This window comes from Rhodococcus sp. NPDC057529, assembly GCF_042802055.1.
Lineage (GTDB): Bacteria > Actinomycetota > Actinomycetes > Mycobacteriales > Mycobacteriaceae > Rhodococcus_F.
This window is the reverse complement of the sequence record NZ_JBHVEY010000011.1, coordinates 256,245-274,829: the sequence shown is the minus strand read 5'-3', so window position 1 is coordinate 274,829 and position 18,585 is coordinate 256,245. Positions and strand designations below refer to the sequence as shown.

Below are 18,585 nucleotides of genomic sequence, written 5' to 3'. Positions count from 1 at the left end.
GTCAGAGGGCGATAAGCGCCGCGTGCGCCACGACCGCCTGGGTGAACAGCGTCCAATCGTTGATGATGTGCGCGCCCGTCGAGACCCACAGGTTCTTGGTGCGGATGTACGCGAGCGTGAGGACCAGCCGGGCCCCGCCGATCACGATGAACGCCTGAGCGAAGTTCCAGTCGTAGGTCTGGAGGTGGGCGGCGCCGAACCACACCGCGCTGAGCAGCCAGGCCAGGACGATCGCCGTCTTCCGGGACAGCCTCGCCTTGGCGACCAGGAAATACATCATTGCGAGGAACGGGACGATCGTGAAGACTTCCTCGCCGACCAACTGGATCCCGGTTCCCACGTAGAACGCGACCGTGTCGAGCGCACCACGCTCGCCCACGCCGTCGACGGCCTTGTTGGACGCCACCCCGAACACGGCCTGCACGAGCAACGCCAGTGTGAACGTGACGGCCAGGTTGAGCAGCGCGAACCCGATCATCGTGAGAACGTCGCGGCCGCGCACCCTGCGGAACAGTGCGGTCCAATGATCGCGCGTCACCAGCGCCAGGACGGTGAGCGGGATGCCGACGAACAGGATCCGCGGAATCAACGCCACCAGATTGGTGGGTTGCGGGATGAGGACCAGGGCCGCGAAACCGACGGCGACGGACACCCACATCAGGATCCACTGCCGCGCCGACAGCGCGGTGGGCGTCCCGTCGTAGAACGGGAAGTCGGCGTCGTCGCGGCGTTCGATCAGGGGTCCGAACCGGTCGCCGGGCGATGCCGGTTCGTAGACCGAAGCTGCGCTGGATCCGGAAGCACCACTCATCGACTTCCCCTCTGCGGTGGGTGGACGCGAGAGGCAATTTTCGCAGCAACCACCTGCCGGTGCCACCCGGCGCGCCCGCACCGACGCGCAACGGACGGTGAACGGACGGAAACTTATCTATACCTGTGGTGAATTCAAACCACTTGTATTGACAAGTTGAGCGTCCAGGGACCAAGGTGGAATTCATGACACATCAACGACGCTACGACGTGGTGGTTGTCGGCGCCGGAATCGTCGGTCTCGCGCACGCCTACCACGCGCTCGACCGCGGTCTGTCGGTAGCGGTGATCGATCATGCCGACCGCGTGGCGGGCGCATCCGTCCAGAACTTCGGTCACGTCTGCATCACCGCCCAATCGGGTGTCGCTCGCGACTACGCGCTGGCCGGCCGGGAGCACTGGCTCGACCTGGCGCGAAAGGCGGGGTTCTGGATCTCAGAGTCCGGAACGTATTGTGTGGCACGGCACGACGACGAAATGGCCGTCATGACCGAGTTCGCGGACAGGCGCGAACCGGCCGAGGTGGAACTGCTGCCGCGCGAACGGATCCTCGCTGCACTCCCCGTCTCCGGCGATCGCGTCGTCGGCGGGATGTACCTGGCCGGCGACCTCCAGGTGGACCCGCGGGAGGCGGCCCCCGCCGTCGCGCGGTGGCTCGAGGCGTCCGGCGTCGACTTCTTCTGGCGCACCGCCGCAGCCGGATTCGGCCCCGGGGTGGTCCACACCTCGCGGGGCGATCTGCATGCGGGGACGGTGTTCGTCACCGTCAACCACGACATCGACCGCCTGTTCCCGGAGCAGGCCGAGCGCGGAGGGCTCCTGCGGTGCCGGCTGCACATGCTGCGCGCGAGGATGCCGCTGACCGCACCGTTGCCCGGGCCGCTGTTCACCGGCTGGTCGCTCGTGCGGTACAGCGGTTTCGCGGACCTGCCCGCGACGGCGGCGCTCGCGGCGCGGTTGCGCGAGGAGCATCCTGACTACGCCGACCTCGACCTCCATCAGATGTACACCCCGCGGCCCGACGGCTCGATCCTGCTGGGCGACACCCACATCCGTGATGTGTCGGCGGAGCCGTTCCAGTCGGAGCAGGGGTTCGAGGTGCTGGTCCGCGAGGCCGCCGCCCTGTTCGGCGTCCCGGACGTCACCGTCACCGAGCGCTGGCAGGGCGTGTACAGCTCGGCCCCCGACTCGGAGTTCCTGATCGAGGAGCCCCTCGACGGGGTGCACATCGTCACCGTCACCACCGGCATCGGCATGACGACCGGCATGGGTCTGGCGAAGGACCGGATCGACCACGTCTTCGGCAGCGAACCTGCGCTGACGCACTGAACACGGTATCCCACACACACATTCACCGAACCTCGAGAGGAACACGACAATGGGAACACAGGAACCGGACATCGGCCTCGTCGTCTTCGACATGGCAGGCACCACCGTGGAGGACAGCGGACTGGTGCAGCAGTCCTTCCTGGCCGCGGACGCGCACGCCGGCCTGTCGAAGACGGACGACGACCGGCGGCGGATGCTCGAGTACGTCTCCGACACCATGGGCCAGTCCAAGATCGTCGTCTTCCGCCACCTCAGCGGCGGACACGAGGAACAGGCGCAGGCGGCGAACAAGGAATTCGAACGCTGCTACGCGCAACTCGTCGACGACGGCCGGTGCAGCGCCGTTCCCGGCGCCGAGGAACTGCTCGGCTCGCTGCGGGAGCAGGGCATCAAAACGGCGCTCACCACCGGGTTCGCTCACGAGACGCAGATGTCGATCATCCGCGCACTCGGCTGGGAGGACGTCGCCGACATCGTGCTCTGCCCCGGTGACGGCGTCCGCGGCCGCCCCTTCCCCGACATGCCGCTGACCGCGCTGATGCGCGCCGGCGCCCCGTCCGTGCAGTCGATGGTGGTGCTCGGCGACACGACGTCGGACATCATCACCGGCCTGCGCGCCGGAGCGCTCGCCTCCGTCGGCGTGCTCACCGGCGCCCACGACGCCACCCAGCTGTCTGAGGCCGGGGCCACCCACGTCCTCGACAGCGTCGCGGACCTGCCCGGTCTGCTCGACCGGCTGCGCAGCGCCTGATCCTCCCCCGCTTCCGCGACGAACGGGACGGTCGTTGCGTCAGATCGAACGAGCGTCCCGTTCGTCGCACCGGAATTGCATGCCGGCCGCCGACGATCAGGGGCCGTTGCTGTCGCCCGACGGACCCCGCGGGTCGACGGTCCGGGCGTTCACGATGCTGAAGGCGACGAGGTCGGGCCGGTACCGGTCGTCGGCGTACTCGAAGATGTCGCCGTGCTGATCCCGCGACGTCCGGCGTTCCCGCAACAGCGGGCTGCCGGGGGCGATGCCGAGGTGTTCGGCCTCTGCCTCGGTGGCGGCGACGGCGTCGAGTACGTGCTCCATCGATTCGAACCGGACGCCGCGGGAGGTGAGATAGTCGGTGATCGACCCGGAGTCGACGTCGAACTCGAACAGCAGGGAACCGACGCGGTCGGTGAACGTGCTCCGCTCGAGCATCGTCGGTTCGCCGTCGAGCAGCCGGACGCGGAGAACCTCGACGACGAAGTCGTCCGGCCCCGCCCCCAACGCGGCGGCGGCGGGCTCGGACACCCGGCGGCGGGCGATCTCGAGCGTGCGGCTGCCCGCGGTGCGTCCGGTGCGGTGCGCCCACTGGGTGAACGGGGTGAACGTGTCCAGCGTCTGAGTGATGTCGTGGCTGCGGACCACGGCCGGTTTGCCCTGGGACAGCTGGATGAGCCCCTCGTTCTTCAACGTCGCGAGGGCCTGGCGCACCGGGCCGCGCGACACCTCGAATTCTGCGCACAGCATGCTCTCGCTCGGCAGCGACTCGCCCACCGCATACCGCCGCTGCATGATGCGCTGCCGCAACTGGACCGCGACGAACTCGTGGCGGGAGCGTGCCTCCACCATTGCGCATCACCCCACTTCCCCGGCCGGTCGACGGTTACCACTGCGAATCACGTGCATTCTAGTGGCGTCGCCGTTACGGTACACTGCGAGAACGCGTTCCAGCCGGTGGAGGGATTCGGAGCATGGCGACGTCGACGGGACGATCGGTCACGGCCGACGGATTCCGTTGGCAGGTCAGCGAACTGGGTGACGGTCCGCCCGTGATCCTGTGTCACGGGTTCCCGGGCCTCGGCTACAGCTTTCGGCACCAGATGCTGGCCCTCGCGGCGTCCGGGTACCGCGCGATCGCCCCGGACATGCCCGGTTACGGCGGCACCGACGTACCCCGCGACATCGACGACTACACCAACGAGCGGGTGTCGGACGCGCTGATCGGCCTGCTCGACGCGCTCGGACTCGACCGTGCCGTGTTCGTCGGCCACGACTTCGGCGCTCCGGTGGCCTGGACCGTCGCGCTCCGTCACCGCGAACGGGTATCCGGGCTGGTGCTGCTGGCCGTTCCCTACATGCCCGACCGCTTCCCGCTGCGCCCGTCGGAGCTCTATGCGTCGCTGGCGCGCAAGCACTTCCTGCACATCCACTACTTCCAGAAACCGGGGGTCGCAGACCGCGAACTCGACGGCGACCCCCGCGGCTTCCTGCAGCGGCTGTTCTACGCATTGTCGGGCGACTACCGCTACCTGGACATCTGGCAGCACCCGTCGGAGGGCAACGGGTACCTGGATGTATTGCCCGACGCCCCACCCCTGCCGTGGTCGTGGCTGACGGAGGACGAGTTCGAACACTATGTGGAGGTCTTCACCCGGACGGGTTTCACCGGCGGCCTGAACTGGTACCGGGCGTACGACGCCAATTGGGAACGGTCGGCGAGAGTCCGGGTTGCCCAGATCGAGGTGCCGACGCTGTTCGTGGCCGGTGCACGCGATCCCGTCCTCGCGATGAGCGGTGCGCAGGCCCTCGACCGGATGCGCGACACCGTTCCCGACCTGCGCGGCATCCACCTCCTCGACGGCGCCGGCCACTTCGTCCAGCAGGAGCGGGCCGAAGAGGTGAACGAGCTGCTGCTCGACTTCGTCGCACGCTGAAGCCGCCGCCCCACCGGACCGCCTGCGCAGCAATGCCTTCGATGCGGCCCTACTCGGTATCTCCTGCGTAGCGGATTCGTCACATCGCACACACGTTTCAATCACGTTGTCCGACAGCCGGGCTCGGTAGCGGCACGATTGTGTCACGCGCTAGCATCGTCTGCATGACGTCACCGGGTGCCGCACTGTCGTATGTCGAACTGCTCGACGCTGTTGCCGAATCGCACCGGACGGTGGAGGCCGCGCTGTCGGGGTTGACCGACGATCAGGCGCGGGAGCCGTCGCTGCTGCCGGGATGGAGCCGGGGACACGTCGTCACGCACCTCGCGAGGAACGCCGATGCGCTCAACCGGTTCGCCGTCGGGGTGCTCACCGGTGAGGCGGCGCCGGAGATGTATCCGGGCGGTCCGGCCGCGCGGGCCGCGGCGATCGAGGAGGGGGCCGGACGTCCGGCGGAACTGTTGGTGGCCGATTTCCGCTTCGCGGGACGGCGGGTGATCGAGTCACTGCGCGGGATCACCGAAGATCGGTACGAGACGCCGGTGAACTGGCGTCAGCGGGTGCCGGCGCGTCAGGTGCCGGTACTGCGGTGGCGTGAACTCGAGATCCACCACGTGGACCTCGGCCTCGACTACTCGGTGGCCGACTGGCCGGAATTGTTCGTGGAGCAGACCTTGGAATCGGAGCTGCCCGAGTTGGCCGCCCGGCATCCGGACGTCCGGGTGCCGGATCTTCCGCGCACCGAACTGCTGGCCTGGGTGATCGGACGCCCCACGCGGGAGGGCCTGCCGCCCGTCCCCGCGTGGCCGTTCTGACCGTCAGGCGTATTCGACGCTCTCGAACGTGTCGGCGTCGTCGAGCGCGTCCCAGATGATCGCGTAGCGCTTGTGGGTCATCTCGTCGGCATCGACGAGGAGCGCGTCGAACAGGGACTTCGGGTTCTCCTGCCACTGCTGAACCAGGGCCGCGACCGCCTGCGGGGTGAACAGACCGGACCGCGCTGCCGCCTCGATCCACTCGTCGAACTCACCGCCGTGAATCCGCTCGACCGCGTCGCGATCGACCTCGCCGTCACCGAGATCGAGAGTGAACATCGTCGCGAAGACGTCGCCGTCGACTGCGACGACGGTGTCGCTGTGCATACGCTGTTCGGTGTTCATCGTGGGAATACCTCCTGGGAGTCAGCTCGGTGGAACCGACTCGCGTTTGCGATCTCTGCTGATGAGAAGAACTGTAGGGCGACTGATTGTGAGCAGCTTAAAGCCTTTCTGTGAGATCAATCTGTGATGTATCTCACGCAGGTTTCTCCGCTGTCAGCGCACCCGCAGCACGACTTCTGTGGGGTGCGCGTCACGCGGCGTCTCCACCGCGGTACGCACGGCTTTTGCGACGGTCGACGGCTGCAGGTACTTCTCCGGCCGGTACTCGTCGCCCTCGCCGGCCACGATGGCACGCTGCATATCGGTGTCGATCCGGCCGGGGTGAACAGATGTGACGCGCAGTAACGGCTCCTCGAGCCGCAGCGCGTCCCCGAACGCCCGGAGCGCGAATTTGCTCGCCGCATACGACGCCCAGCCGGCGTTCGCGCGGATGCCGGCACCCGAGTTGATGAGCACCACGTGGCCGCCTGCGGCGCGCAGAGCGGGCAGCAGCAGTCGCGTCAGTTCGGCCACCGCGATCACGTTCGCCTCGAGCGTGTGCCGCCACTGTTCGACGGTCGACTCCGCGACGGTCGCGAGGTCGGCGACGCCGGCGTTGTGGACGAGGACGTCGAGTCGGTCGATCGGTGCGCACGCCGCCGCCACCGCGTCGTAGTCGGTCAGCTCCACCGGCCAGGGGGTGGCGCCCGGCAGCTCGGCGAGGATGCCGGCGAGCGACCCGGCGGACCGGGCGCCGAGCAGGAGGTCGTGGGTCGGTGCGAGTTCGCGGGCGATGGCGGCTCCGAGGCCACGGCTGGCGCCGGTGATCAGGGCTGTGGGCATGCGCACGAGGCTATCGCCCTGTGAGTACTTCTTAACCGCCGGCGGTTAACAAGTACTCACAGGGCGGACCAGTGATGCCACCTCAGGTCGCGGATCGCGATCGCCGGTCCGTCCGGGCGGCGGTCGACGTACTGCGGATACTTCGCGGCGAGGACGTCGAGCGCGGCGGTGCCCTCGTCGGAGTCCGGGTCGAGGATCCGCGCCCGGCCGTCGACCCGCACCCACCACAGGTGGTCCCAGTTCTCGTCGTAGTGATCCACCAGCAGGGAGACGGCGGGATTGGCCGAGATGTTCTTCAGGCGCCGCAGGGCCGTGGTGCGTTTGGGTTTGTGGTCGACGCAGGAGTAGATGGCGTCGGAGTCGAGCGCGAAGACGAGCGGGACGAGGTGCGGCACCCCGTCCGCCCCGACCGTGGCGAGCCGGGCGACGCGGGCGGCCGCGAATCGTGCGACGGGGTCCATCACGGTTCCATCAGGTAGTCGCCGCTCACCGGTTCGGGGAGCGCGGGGATGCCCAGCGGGCGCGTGAAGTACGCCCACGGGAACCACAATGTCCCGACCTTCTGCCAGCCGTCGGCCTCGAGTTTCTCGCGGCCGGCGAGCGCCGACGTCCGAATGTGCTCCCACTGTTCGTCGGACTTTCGGACGGTGTGGAACAGGGTGCCGAATCCGACGGAGTGCCAGCCGTACGAGCCGGCGCGGTTGAGGATGCGCATCTCGTTGAACGCGGTCAGTGGGGTGAGCCGGCGGGTGCGGCCGTCCGGGTCCGGTTCGGGGGCGTCGCCGATCCGTTTGCCGAAGCGTTGTTGCGCCGCCTGCCGGGACATGCCGAGTGCGGCGCCGACCGTGTCCCAGCTGTGACCGGCGGAGCGGGCGGCGGCGATCGCGGAGATCAGCAGTTCGTCGACCGACTCCCGTGCCTGCGCCGTGAGCCGGACGAGGGCGAGGTAGGCGGCGGGGTCGTGGTCGAGCCCCGGGTCGATCCGGGGGTCTGCCTTGGCGATCGCGTCCGACAGCAGCTGGGTGAGCGCGACATCCGACATCTGTCAAGTATTGGTTGACAAGATGCGCTCTGTCAATAAAAAGTTGACTAGCCGGTGACGAGGGTGATGCCGAGGGCGAGCATCAGCGCGGCGATCCCGGCGTCGAGCACGCGCCACGCGTTCGGGCGGGCGAACACGCGATGCAGGAACTGGGCGCCGTAGCCGAGCGCGAGGAACCAGGTGACACTCGCGGTGGCGGCGCCGAGACCGAACAGCCACCGCCCCGAATCGCCCTGGTTGTTGGCCACCGAGCCGAGCATCAGCACCGTGTCGAGGTAGACGTGCGGGTTGAGCCACGTGAGCGCGAGGCAGGTGAGGATCGACGTCGCGAGGGTCGCCGATCCGACTTCCATCGTGGCGTCCAGCGTCCCGGGGCGCAGCGCGCGGCGCGCGGCGAGCACGGCGTAGGACACGAGGAATGCCGCTCCCGCCCACCGGATCACGGTGATCGCGGCGGGAGCGTGGGCGAGCACCGCCCCGATCCCGCTGATCCCGACGGCGATGAGCGCGACGTCCGACACCGCGCACAGCACGACCACCGGCAGGACGTGCCTGCGGACGATCCCCTGTCGCAGGACGAACGCGTTCTGCGCGCCGATCGCGACGATCAGCGACAGGCCGGTGCCGAAGCCGGCGGCCGCCGTGAGCAGGGCAGGGGTGAGGTGCATGGAAACCACGCTACGAACCCCGTAGTCATCAATCCAGCTCATTATCCTTCATTGCCATTAGCATTGCTTCATATGGATCTGGACCTGGCCGCTCTCCGCACGTTCGCCGCCGTGATCGACGAAGGCACCTTCGACGCCGCGGCCCGGGTACTGCACATCACGCCGTCCGCGGTGAGCCAGCGGATCAAGGCGCTCGAGCAGCAGGTGGGACGCGTCCTCGTGCAACGGGCCAAGCCGGTCCGGGCCACCGACTCCGGACACGTCGTGCTCACGCTCGCCCGCCGGATGGCGCACCTCGAGCGTGAGGCCATGTCGTCCCTCAATCCTGAAGAGGCCGCGACGAGCACGCTGCCGCTCGTCGTCAACGCGGATTCGCTGTCCACGTGGATCATTCCCGCTCTCGCCCGGCTGGCGCCGGAGTACCGGGCGCTGTTCCACCTGCACCGGGAGGACGAATTCCACTCGACCACCCTGCTGCGGGAGGGCACGGTGATGGCCGCGGTGACGTCCGTCCCCGAGGCGGTGCAGGGCTGCACCGTCGAGAAGCTGGGGTCGATGCGGTACCGCGCGCTGTGCAGCCGCGACTACGCCGAACGCTGGCTCCCCGACGGCCCGACCGCGGACGCCCTCGCGGTGGCACCGATGCTCGACTTCGATCGCAAGGACGAACTGCAGGCCCGGTTCCTGCGCGGATTCACCCGGCGCCGGTTGCACCCGCCGCGGCATTTCGTGCCCGGGTCCTCGGCGTTCTCCGACGCCGTCCGCTACGGACTGGGCTGGGGGCTGCTGCCGGAATTGCACACCGGCGACGACCACGGTCTCGTGGAACTCGACCCGTCCCGTCCGATCGACGTCCCGCTGTACTGGCAGCGGTGGAAGCTGGATTCGCCCATTCTCGCGGCGCTCACGACCGCGGTTCGGGACGGGGCGCGCGAAGCGTTGCGGTGACGTCCGCGTGGGCGCAACACTGGAGTCATGGACGCCGACAGCCCGATGGACCCGGTGCAGGCCCTGCGAGAGACAGCGTTCTGGCTCGAACGGTCGCGGGCGGAGACGCACCGCGTGAAGGCGTACCGGCGGGCGGCCGACGTGGTCGCCGAATTGTCGGACGAGCAGCGGGACGTCCGCCGGCGCACCGACAGCTGGAAGGACCTGCCGGGCATCGGACCGAAGACGGCGACGGTGATCCGGGAGGCGCTCGACGGGGTGCCCGTCTATCTGGCGGAACTGCGGGAGAATGCGGAGCCGATCGGCGGCGGCGCCCTGCGTCAGGCGCTCAAGGGCGACCTGCACACCCATTCGGACTGGTCCGACGGCGGCAGCCCGATCGACGAGATGATGCGCAGCGCGGCTCTCATCGGCCACGAATACTGCGCTCTGACAGACCATTCCCCACGGCTGACCGTCGCGAACGGGCTGTCGGCGGAGCGGCTGCGGTCTCAGCTGGAGGTGATCGCCGAGCTGAACGAGGAACTCGCGCCGTTCCGCATCCTCACCGGCATCGAGGTCGACATCCTCGAGGACGGGTCGCTCGATCAGGATCCGGACCTGCTCGACGAACTCGACATCGTCGTCGCCAGCGTGCACTCCAAGTTGCGGGCGGAGCGCGGGGCGATGACCCGGCGGATGGTCAGAGCCGTCGAGAACCCGCTGGTGGACGTGCTGGGTCACTGCACGGGCCGGCTCGTCGAGGGCGGGCGCGGGACCAGGCCGGAGTCGACGTTCGACGCCGAGCAGGTGTTCACGGCGTGCCGCGACCACGGCACCGCCGTCGAGATCAACAGCCGTCCCGAGCGCCGCGACCCCCCGAGCCGGCTCATCGATCTGGCCATGGATCTGGGGTGTCTGTTCTCCATCGACACCGACGCGCACGCCCCGGGTCAACTCGCCTGGCAGGGTTACGGATGCGAGCGCGCGATGCGGTGCGGGGTCGACGCCGACCGCGTCGTGAACACCTGGTCCGCCGACGACCTGCTGGAGTGGGCCAAGTGACGCCTGTGAGTGGTTAGCGAGTGCAGGGACTCGTCAACCACGCACGGGCCGAAGGCCCATCGTGAGCATCCCGCTCCCCGCCCCCGCGATTTCGCCTGCGGCGGGTGCCAATTCGATCCGGGCCCGTTCGATCAGCCGAGTGTCGCCGACGGCGGCCGCGGCGTGTTCGATCAGCGACCACAGCGCCTCGACGAGCAGATCGCGTGGCGGATCGGGGATCCGGCGCAGGGCGGCCGCCGCGTCGTCCGGGCGACCCTCGGCCAGCAGGAGGTGGGGCCGCGCCCACGGTTCGTACGGTCCCCAGTCGGTGCCGGCGTCGAACGTTGCCGGCAGGCCCCGCGACACCCGCAGGCACAGCAGCGCCAGCGGCAGGATCCCGTCCTCGAGGCCGGGCATCCCGCTGCCGTCGAGGAGCTTCGCCGCCGCCCGGTAGCCGGCCTCGGCGTCCGCGTCGGACGCACCCGTCGCCGCCGCGCGCATCGCCCGGTACCACGTCGTGAACACGGCGACGAGCGGTCGCTCGTGCCGTGCGGCCAGGTCGTCCGCGGCGGCGGCGTGCTCGTCGGCGCCGGCGAAGTCGCCGAGCGCCCCGAGCGCCTGCAGCCGAACGAGATGCCCGAGTACCTCGAAGTTCACGAACCCGTGGCGGGCCGAGAGCGTGATCAGTTCCCGGCCGATCGCGTCTCGCTCGGGGGCGAGGCCCGAGCGGTGGAACGTGTGCATGAAGACGCCGTTCAGCGCGGAGGCGAGCAGCCGGGCGCGGGCGGTGTCGTGGTCACCGGGCGACAACCGCGCGAGCGTGCGTTCGGCGGCGGCGACGATCAGGGCCGCCTGCTCCGGGTCGTCGGAGCGCGTCCAGATGGCGGGGACGTCGTAGGCCCCGATCACGCGGGCGGTGAGTTCGGGGTCGCCCAGTCGTTCGGCGGCGACGATCGTCGCGAGCCGTTGCTCCCGGGCCGCCGCGAGACCGCTGCCGCCGGCCACGGCGAGGCTGCGCAGCAGCCCGACCGTCGATTCGAGTCGCGCCCGGGCACCGGACGCCACCGTGCGGTCGTAGGCGGCGGCCGCGCGCTCCCACATCCGGTCGGGGTCGAGTTCGAGGCGGTCGTCGCGGCGCAGGATGTCGGTCTCGAGGGACGTCAGCTCCGGGCTCGGGTCGATTCCCAGCTCCCCGGCGAGCAGCTCCCGCGCCCGGCGCAACACGGCCAGCGCCTCACCCTGGCGGCCGGAGCGGTAGAGGGCGAGGGCCAGCAGCCGCCACGCCCCTTCCCGCCAAGGGTGTTCGGCCACAAAGGCATCGAGGTCCGGTACGGCCTCGACGGCGAGCCCGACGGCAAGCCGGGCCTCCGCCCGCCGCTCCACCGCGGACAGTCGCAACTCCTCGAGCCGCGTCCTCTCCGCGTGGGCCCACGACTCCCCGGCGAACTCCGCGTACGACGGGCCGCGCCACCACCCCAGCGCTTCGTCCAACAGCTCGAGGGCCCGCCCCGGTGCGGCGGTCGCGGCCTCGGCGACCGTGTTCTCGAACCGCCACGCGTCCACGGACTCCGGGCCGGCCCGGAGCGCGTACCCGGGGCCGTCGGTCACGAGAAGCGTCGCGGCGGAACGGGCCGCGCGCTGCGGCTCGAGGGCGCGCCGCAGCGCCGAGACGAACGTCCGGACAGCGCCCTTCGCTCCGGCAGGCGGGTCGACCCAGAGGTCGTCGACGATGACGCCGACCGGCACGACCCGTCCGCGGGCGACGATCAGGCGGGCGAGCACCGCCCGGTGACGTGGGCCCTTCAGCTCGACGGGTCCGCCCGTCTCGTCCCACGCGACCACCGGCCCGAGCACACCGAACGTAGGAGTCACTCCGCCACGGTATAGCGCTCATCGAATGCTCATCGACCGCCCCGAGACTGGACGAGAACCACCCCGAGCACGGAAGGCCACCACCCATGACCCCTGTCATCCCCGGATTCGACTACCAGCGCGTGACCGTCGCCGACGACGTGGACCTGCACGTCGCGGTCGGCGGTTCCGGCAGCCCGATCGTCCTGCTGCACGGCTTCCCGCAGACGCACCTGATGTGGCGGCACGTCGCCACCGACCTGGCCGCCGAGCACACCGTCATCTGCCCCGACCTGCGCGGTTACGGCGCCAGCGGCAAACCCGCCGAGACGGACGGCACCGTCTACTCGAAGCGGACGATGGCCGCCGACGTCGTCGCACTCGCGAGGGAACTGGGCCACGACCGGTTCGCGCTGGCCGGGCACGACCGCGGCGCGCTGGTCGCCATCCGCGCCGGACTCGACCACCCCGATGCGATCAGCCATCTCGCATCGCTCGACGTGCTGCCCACCCTGGACATGTGGGACATCCTGCACGGCGCGGACGCCGCGGTCGCGTTCCACCTGTACCTGATGGCGCAGCCACCCGGACTTCCGGAGCAGATGATCGGCGCGAGCGCCGACGCCTTCTTCGGCCACTTCCTCGACGCCTGGACCGCTGATCCCGACGCGATGCCCGCCGACGTGCGCGCGGAGTACCTGCGGGCGTCCCGCGACGCCGTGCCGTCCATCGTCGCCGACTACCGGGCGTCCGCGGGCATCGACGTCGAGCACGACCGGGCGGACCGGGCCGCCGGGAACCACCTGCGGATGCCCGTCACCGTCATCCAGCAGGACTGGGGCAGCGTGCTCGGCTACGACGCCGCCGGCCTCTGGCGGGCCTGGGCGCCAGACCTGGTGCACGACACCCTCGCCGCGGGGCACTTCATGGCGGAGGAAGCGCCCGGGGACATCGTCGACGCGCTGCGTGCGCTTCTGAAGCGGTAGACGCCGAAACAGGTTGTACAGCAACATGATAGATGCGGTGTGCGGGGCGGCGTAGACTCGCCGGGGAGCCTGGTCGGCCGTCACGGCCGACACTTCGGCACGATCGGGAGGTACACATGCGCACCGACGGCGATTCCTGGGACATTGTCAGCAGCGTGGGGCTCACGGCCCTGGGGGTGGCGACGTTCCGGGCGCTGGAAACCGGCCGTCCCGATGCCCTGATCCGCGACGACTACGCGCCGTGGTTCGTGGAGGCCGCGGGCGAACCGCATTTCACCGGGCTGCTGGCCGACCCGTCCTCGCTGGGAGACACACCGTTCTCCGGGTTCATGGGGTTCCGGACGCGGTTCTTCGACGAATTTTTCCTCACGGCCGCGGCGGACGGAGTGTCGCAGGCGGTGATCCTCGCAGCCGGGTTGGATGCGCGGGCGTATCGCCTCGACTGGCCGGCGGGCACGACGGTGTTCGAGGTCGATCAGCCGAAGGTGCTGGAGTTCAAGGGCGAAGTGCTGTCCGAGCACGATGCGCGGCCCAAGGCCGACCGTCGACCGGTGCCGGTCGATCTCCGGGACGATTGGCCGGCCGCCCTCGGCGCCGCAGGCCTCGACCAAGCCAAGCCCACCGCGTGGTCGGCCGAGGGACTGCTGGCGTACCTGCCGGGCGCGGCACACGACGCGCTGTTCGAGCGGATCGACGAACTGTCGAGCCCGGGCAGCCACCTCGCCGTGGACAATTTCGCGCCGGGCACCGACGCGAAGCGTTTCGACGAGATCAGGAAGAAGTACTTCGACAAGGACCCGTTCGGCGACCTCGACATCACCCAGTTGTTCTACGGCGACGAGCGCGCCGACCCGGAGCACTGGTTGACCGAGCACGGCTGGTCGGTGCGGAGTTATTCTCCGTTCGCGCTGGCCGAGTCGTACGGTCGACCCGCGCCCGAACTCCCGGAGGAACTCGCGGACCTGGCCGACCGCGCGACGTATCTGACGGCAGTGAAGACCGGCGGCTGAGTCAGCCCCGCTCGGCGGCGAGTTCCTCGAACAGCGTCGGGTCGTGGGCGGAGAAGACCCGGACCCGCGGGGCCACCTGATTGTTCAGTTCCCGGAGTCGGCGGTGATTGGCGCGGATTTTCGAACGGTCCACCGCGATCAGCTCTTCCATCACCCGCAGGGCGCGACCGGCGGTTCCCGGCGACACCTGCCCGGGGGCGGCGACGGTGCTGCGGTGGTAGAACGCGTCGCCCGCGTGCAGCAGCCAACTGCGGTCGCCGGTGTCGACGGCCACCGCCGCGTGACCGCGGGTGTGCCCGGGCATCGGGACGAGCACGATGCGGTCGCCGACCCCGTCGATCGGGTGGGCGCCGGAGAAGCCGAGCACGGATTCGCCCGGTCCCGAATAGGTGTGCGTCCTCGGCCGCGGGGTGAGCTGGGCGGGACGGTACCGCACCTTCTCGCGGAACGACGAACGTCCCTCCGACGCTGCCTCTTCCGCGGCGGTGGTGTGCAGGGTGGCGTTCGGGAAGTCGGCGACCCCGCCGATGTGGTCGAAGTCGAGGTGCGTCGCGACGATGTGGGTCACGTCCGAGGGATTCAGTCCCAGCTTGCCGAGTTGGCGGACCGCCGTCTCCGACTCGCGGAACCGGGCGCCGGTCAGCTTCGCGTACTTGCCGACGCGACCGGTGGGGTCGGCGACATCCGCCAGTCCGAAACCGGAGTCGACCAGCACGATGCCCGCGTCGGTCTCGCAGGCCAGCACGTGGCACACCAACCGCCCGATGAGCGCCGAGGAGAACGAGCCGCAATTGAGGTGGTGTACTCGCATGGGCGTTCACGCTAGCCGAGTCGGTGTTCGCGGGCGCCCGATTACACCGCGACCGGGAACTTACACCGCGACCGGGGACGACGCCTGCGCCCAGAACCGTTTCGGTATCCGCCCGGCGGTCCGGGCGCGGCGTCCGGCCGTGACCGCCCCGGCCATCGCCGCCGCCATCAGCGGCGGGTCCGACGCCCGCGTGACCGCGGAGGCGAGCAGGACGGCGTCGCAGCCGAGTTCCATCGCCAGCGCCGCATCGCTTGCGGTGCCGATCCCGGCGTCGAGGATGACCGGGATGTCCGTGCGCGCGACGATCATCTCGATGTTGCGGGGATTGGAGATGCCGAGCCCGGTGCCGATCGGCGACCCGAGGGGCATCACGGCGGCGCACCCGGCGTCGACCAGACGCTGCGCGAGCACCGGGTCGTCGTTGGTGTACGGCAGCACGACGAAGCCGTCGTCGACGAGTTGTTCTGCTGCGGAGACGAGTTCGATCCCGTCGGGAAGGAGCGTGCGTTCGTCGGCGATCACCTCGAGCTTGATCCAGTTGGTGCCCAGTGCCTCCCGGGCCAGCTGTGCCGTCAGCACCGCCTCCGCGGCGCCACGGCAGCCTGCGGTGTTCGGCAACAGCGCGATGCCCAGCCGATCCAGCAGTTCGAGCAGTCCGGTTCTCCCCACGGCATCCACCCGGCGCATCGCGACCGTGGTCAGTTCGGTGCCCGAGGCGATCAGCGCCTCTTCGAGAACGGCCAGGTTGGCCGCACCCCCGGTTCCCATCACCAGCCGCGACGAGAAGTCCCGGCCCGCGATCGTGAGTGCGTCGGTGTGATTGCGCATAGGTACCTCTCCGATCGGCTCGAGTACCCGAACCCTACGGTCGAACCGTCTCCGACGTCAGAGCCACTTGTGTGCTGCGTCATAGGTCCAGATTGGACCCCTGCGTCGCCGTTCTTCTGGATCTTCTGGACCCGTACCAGATGCCGCAGAGTTGTCGGTCAGATGAGCTGAGCGGCACACGCCGCGACGTCACGATCGGAGCAGACATGAACACGATGGTCGCCGGCAGGAACCGCACCGCGAGGTCGAGGGAGGAGCAGCGCTTGGCCGCGGAACTGGAGGATGCCCGGCGCCGCATCATCGAACTCATGGGGCAGCTCGCCGACACAGTGCGCAGCCGCGACGCTCTGAGCGACCGGATGCAGGTGATGGCGTGGAATGCCCGGTGGGGCCGCGAACCCGTCGGATTCGGCGGGCTCTGACCCCGGCGCTACAGCCACGTGGTCGGGCGGATCAGATTCGCGAGATCCACCAGCGTGTACCGGTGCCTGCGCTCGGGGGCCTTGCGGGCGAGCGCCCGGAGCGCCGCCTCCGCCCCGGTGCGCAGGCCGCGCTCGGTGAACGGCACCCCGAGGATCCTCGTCGCCTCGGGGACACCGCCGGCATGCAGCCAATCCACGGCCACGCCGAGAACCAGCACGCGGGTCTGGAGCGCGCGTCGCTCGTCGTGGGCGAGCAGTTCGACCCGGCGGGCCGCCTCCTGCAGATCCCGTTCGCTCACCTCCGCGAGGGGCCGATCGTGGACGAGCATCAGCACACTCGTCAACCGCGCCTCGGCGTAGTGCCGGGACGTCGGCGGCACCTCGTCGAGCGCCTCCACCGAGTTCACCCGGTCGTCGCGGTGCTCGAGTTGCCGTGCCAGCCCGAACGCCGCACTGACCGCGCCGTGATCGGTGCGCCACACCGTGCGGTAGTACTTCTCGGCGGTCCCGCGCCACCGCCCGAGGTTCTCGCCGGCGCGGTATTCGCACCACATCTCGGACGTCGCCGCGAGCGCGAGTTTCGGGGCCTCCTCGCCCGGTAGCGCCGTCAGGACCGCATCGAAGCGGGTGAACGCCTCCTCGAAGTCGCCGCCCACCAGGGCGCACAGCCCGGTGTGCCAGTCGACGCGCCACGTGTCCTCGAGTTCGTGGTCGAGGGATTCGAGGATGGTGGCGGCATCACGCGGCTGCCCGAGGTCGAGGTGCGCGCGCACCTCGGCGAGCGGGATCTCGATGCTCGTCGACTCCACGCCCTCCTTCGCCGCCACCTCCTTGGCCCGGTGCAGCGAATCGAGGAGTTCCCGCGGCCTGCTGTGCACGACGGACAGCAGCGGGGCCGCCGGATCGTCCGGGTCCACCAACGGAATCGGCAGTGCCCGAACGATGCTCATCGCGCTGATGCGTTCGTCCCGGCGATGCCCGTCCACGTAGACGTCGGTGCGGCTGATCGTGAGGTCGGTCCCGAACGTCGTGCGCTGCGGGCTGAAACGGTGGGACAGTCCCGGCTGCGGGTTTCCGGTCCGCTGCGCCCGCACCTCACGCAGAACACCCTCGAGCTGCGTCGACATCTCGTCGGCCGACGCGAAACGCTTGGCCGGGTCGGGGTGGATGGACCGCAGCAGCAGCCGCTGGTAGAACTCGTATTCCGCCAGCAGCGGCGCCGCCTCCGGTGACGGCAGGCCGTCGACGTAACAGCCCCCGGCGGTGGGCATGTCGAGGGTCAGCACGGCGAGCGTCCGCCCGACGGTGTAGATGTCCGAGGCGACGGTGGGCCCGGTGGTGGCGATCTCGGGGGCTTGGTAACCCTGTGTGCCGTAGATGTATCCGTGATCGCCGATCCTCGCGACCGCGCCCATGTCGATGAGCTTGAGCTGGTCGTAGTCGTCGCCGATCATGATGTTCTCGGGTTTGAGGTCGTTGTACACCAGCCCCATCGAGTGCAGGTATCCGAGCGCAGGCGTGACCTCGAGAAGGTAGCGGATTGCATGCTCCACCGGCAGCCTCGGCTTCGGGTCGTCGGGAGCCGCGTCCTCCTTCAGTTCGGTGAGCACGTCCCGCAAGGTCCGGCCCCGGACGTACTCCATGACGATGTAGCCGACGGGATTGCCGTCCATCCCGGGGTGTTCGACGAAGTTGTAGATCTTCACGATGCTCGGATGCGTCACCTCGGCGAGGAACCGGCGCTCGGCGAGCGCCACTTCCTGGGCCTCGGGGTCGCCCGAATGCAGCAGGCCCTTGAGGACGACCCAGCGGTCGCTGACATTGTGGTCGAGCGCGAGATAGATCCAGCCGACGCCGCCGTGGGCGAGACACCCGAGGACCTCGTACTGACCCGCCACCAACTCGCCCGCCTCCAGTTGCGGGGCGAACGAGAACACGGTCCCGCAGTGCGTGCACACCCCTTCCGTGTCACCCGGCCGGGCCTCGGTGGAACGTCCGACGGGCCGCTTGCACCGGTCGCAGTACCGTTTGTGCTCGGCGAGTACGGGATTGGTCAGGAGCATCGACAGGTCGGAGGTGTGTGCGGCGTCCGGCACCGTGCGGGACGACGGGACCTCGTCCTCGTCGTCGTCCGCGAACGGATCGAACCGCACTCCGCGTGTGGATTCCGGTTCGTCCATCGGGGTT

20 protein-coding genes are annotated in these 18,585 nt (G+C 69.6%); 9 read left to right on the top strand and 11 right to left on the bottom strand.

Annotated features, from left to right (window positions below):
* Position 1: 1 nt before the first annotated feature.
* Positions 2-811 carry a CPBP family intramembrane glutamic endopeptidase gene (locus ACFU5V_RS23215; RefSeq protein ID WP_378702228.1) on the bottom strand — a complete coding sequence of 270 codons (810 nt, stop codon included), beginning with the start codon at positions 809-811 and terminating at the stop codon, positions 2-4.
* A gap of 185 nt (positions 812-996) precedes the next feature.
* Between ACFU5V_RS23215 and ACFU5V_RS23210 the strand changes: the two genes are divergently transcribed.
* Positions 997-2,139 (top strand): TIGR03364 family FAD-dependent oxidoreductase, encoded by a 1,143-nt coding sequence (locus ACFU5V_RS23210; RefSeq protein ID WP_378702226.1) that lies wholly within the window; start codon positions 997-999, stop codon positions 2,137-2,139.
* 49 nt (positions 2,140-2,188) lie between these two features.
* A complete protein-coding gene (locus ACFU5V_RS23205; protein ID WP_378702224.1) occupies positions 2,189-2,890 on the top strand; it encodes a phosphonatase-like hydrolase in 702 nt (233 codons plus the stop codon).
* Positions 2,891-2,986: 96 nt separating this feature from the next.
* Here ACFU5V_RS23205 and ACFU5V_RS23200 read toward each other — a convergent pair whose 3' ends face one another.
* Positions 2,987-3,742: a GntR family transcriptional regulator gene (locus ACFU5V_RS23200; protein WP_378702222.1), complete on the bottom strand. Its 756-nt coding sequence runs from the start codon at positions 3,740-3,742 to the stop codon at positions 2,987-2,989.
* Positions 3,743-3,864: 122 nt separating this feature from the next.
* Between ACFU5V_RS23200 and ACFU5V_RS23195 the strand changes: the two genes are divergently transcribed.
* Both ACFU5V_RS23195 and ACFU5V_RS23190 read left to right on the top strand, forming a co-directional pair.
* Positions 3,865-4,827 carry an alpha/beta fold hydrolase gene (locus ACFU5V_RS23195; RefSeq protein WP_378702220.1) on the top strand — a complete coding sequence of 321 codons (963 nt, stop codon included), beginning with the start codon at positions 3,865-3,867 and terminating at the stop codon, positions 4,825-4,827.
* A 164-nt stretch (positions 4,828-4,991) separates the two neighbouring features.
* Positions 4,992-5,642: a maleylpyruvate isomerase family mycothiol-dependent enzyme gene (locus ACFU5V_RS23190; protein ID WP_378442013.1), complete on the top strand. Its 651-nt coding sequence runs from the start codon at positions 4,992-4,994 to the stop codon at positions 5,640-5,642.
* Between the two features lie 3 nt (positions 5,643-5,645).
* Here ACFU5V_RS23190 and ACFU5V_RS23185 read toward each other — a convergent pair whose 3' ends face one another.
* From ACFU5V_RS23185 to ACFU5V_RS23165, 5 genes are all read right to left on the bottom strand, one after another.
* A complete protein-coding gene (locus ACFU5V_RS23185) occupies positions 5,646-5,987 on the bottom strand; it encodes a hypothetical protein (RefSeq protein ID WP_378442015.1) in 342 nt (113 codons plus the stop codon).
* A 153-nt stretch (positions 5,988-6,140) separates the two neighbouring features.
* The gene (locus tag ACFU5V_RS23180; protein ID WP_378702216.1) at positions 6,141-6,809 is read right to left on the bottom strand and encodes an SDR family oxidoreductase; all 669 of its coding nucleotides are present in this window, start codon (positions 6,807-6,809) and stop codon (positions 6,141-6,143) included.
* A gap of 56 nt (positions 6,810-6,865) precedes the next feature.
* Positions 6,866-7,270, bottom strand: coding sequence for a TIGR03668 family PPOX class F420-dependent oxidoreductase (locus ACFU5V_RS23175; protein WP_378702214.1), 405 nt, complete (start codon positions 7,268-7,270; stop codon positions 6,866-6,868).
* On the bottom strand, positions 7,270-7,851 hold the full coding sequence (locus ACFU5V_RS23170; RefSeq protein WP_378702212.1) for a hypothetical protein: 582 nt from the start codon (positions 7,849-7,851) through the stop codon (positions 7,270-7,272). The genes ACFU5V_RS23175 and ACFU5V_RS23170 overlap by 1 nt, the downstream gene beginning before the upstream one ends.
* A 47-nt stretch (positions 7,852-7,898) precedes the next feature.
* Positions 7,899-8,519, bottom strand: a complete 621-nt coding sequence (locus tag ACFU5V_RS23165) for a LysE/ArgO family amino acid transporter (protein WP_378702210.1) — start codon at positions 8,517-8,519, stop codon at positions 7,899-7,901.
* 72 nt (positions 8,520-8,591) lie between these two features.
* Here ACFU5V_RS23165 and ACFU5V_RS23160 point away from each other — a divergent pair, with 72 nt between their 5' ends.
* Positions 8,592-9,467, top strand: a complete 876-nt coding sequence (locus ACFU5V_RS23160; RefSeq protein ID WP_378702208.1) for a LysR family transcriptional regulator ArgP — start codon at positions 8,592-8,594, stop codon at positions 9,465-9,467.
* A 45-nt stretch (positions 9,468-9,512) separates the two neighbouring features.
* The gene (locus ACFU5V_RS23155) at positions 9,513-10,511 is read left to right on the top strand and encodes a PHP domain-containing protein (RefSeq protein ID WP_378702327.1); all 999 of its coding nucleotides are present in this window, start codon (positions 9,513-9,515) and stop codon (positions 10,509-10,511) included.
* Positions 10,512-10,544: 33 nt separating this feature from the next.
* On the opposite strand, the gene ACFU5V_RS23150 is transcribed toward ACFU5V_RS23155, so the two are convergent.
* Entirely contained in the window at positions 10,545-12,362 is a 1,818-nt protein-coding gene (locus tag ACFU5V_RS23150) for a BTAD domain-containing putative transcriptional regulator (RefSeq protein WP_378702206.1), read from the bottom strand.
* 86 nt (positions 12,363-12,448) lie between these two features.
* Here ACFU5V_RS23150 and ACFU5V_RS23145 point away from each other — a divergent pair, with 86 nt between their 5' ends.
* Together ACFU5V_RS23145 and ACFU5V_RS23140 are read left to right on the top strand one after the other, a co-directional pair.
* On the top strand, positions 12,449-13,327 hold the full coding sequence (locus tag ACFU5V_RS23145) for an alpha/beta fold hydrolase (protein ID WP_378702204.1): 879 nt from the start codon (positions 12,449-12,451) through the stop codon (positions 13,325-13,327).
* A gap of 116 nt (positions 13,328-13,443) precedes the next feature.
* A complete protein-coding gene (locus ACFU5V_RS23140) occupies positions 13,444-14,337 on the top strand; it encodes a class I SAM-dependent methyltransferase (RefSeq protein WP_378702202.1) in 894 nt (297 codons plus the stop codon).
* 1 nt (position 14,338) lies between these two features.
* Here the strand turns inward: ACFU5V_RS23140 and ACFU5V_RS23135 are convergent, their stop codons facing one another.
* Both ACFU5V_RS23135 and ACFU5V_RS23130 read right to left on the bottom strand, forming a co-directional pair.
* Complete coding sequence (locus tag ACFU5V_RS23135) at positions 14,339-15,148, bottom strand: MBL fold metallo-hydrolase (protein WP_378702200.1); 810 nt, start codon at positions 15,146-15,148, stop codon at positions 14,339-14,341.
* Positions 15,149-15,208: 60 nt separating this feature from the next.
* The gene (locus ACFU5V_RS23130) at positions 15,209-15,976 is read right to left on the bottom strand and encodes a thiazole synthase (protein ID WP_072942526.1); all 768 of its coding nucleotides are present in this window, start codon (positions 15,974-15,976) and stop codon (positions 15,209-15,211) included.
* Positions 15,977-16,182: 206 nt separating this feature from the next.
* Here ACFU5V_RS23130 and ACFU5V_RS23125 point away from each other — a divergent pair, with 206 nt between their 5' ends.
* Positions 16,183-16,398: a hypothetical protein gene (locus tag ACFU5V_RS23125; RefSeq protein WP_378702198.1), complete on the top strand. Its 216-nt coding sequence runs from the start codon at positions 16,183-16,185 to the stop codon at positions 16,396-16,398.
* Positions 16,399-16,406: 8 nt separating this feature from the next.
* Here the strand turns inward: ACFU5V_RS23125 and ACFU5V_RS23120 are convergent, their stop codons facing one another.
* Positions 16,407-18,578, bottom strand: coding sequence for a tetratricopeptide repeat protein (locus tag ACFU5V_RS23120; RefSeq protein ID WP_378702325.1), 2,172 nt, complete (start codon positions 18,576-18,578; stop codon positions 16,407-16,409).
* Positions 18,579-18,585 lie beyond the last annotated feature (7 nt).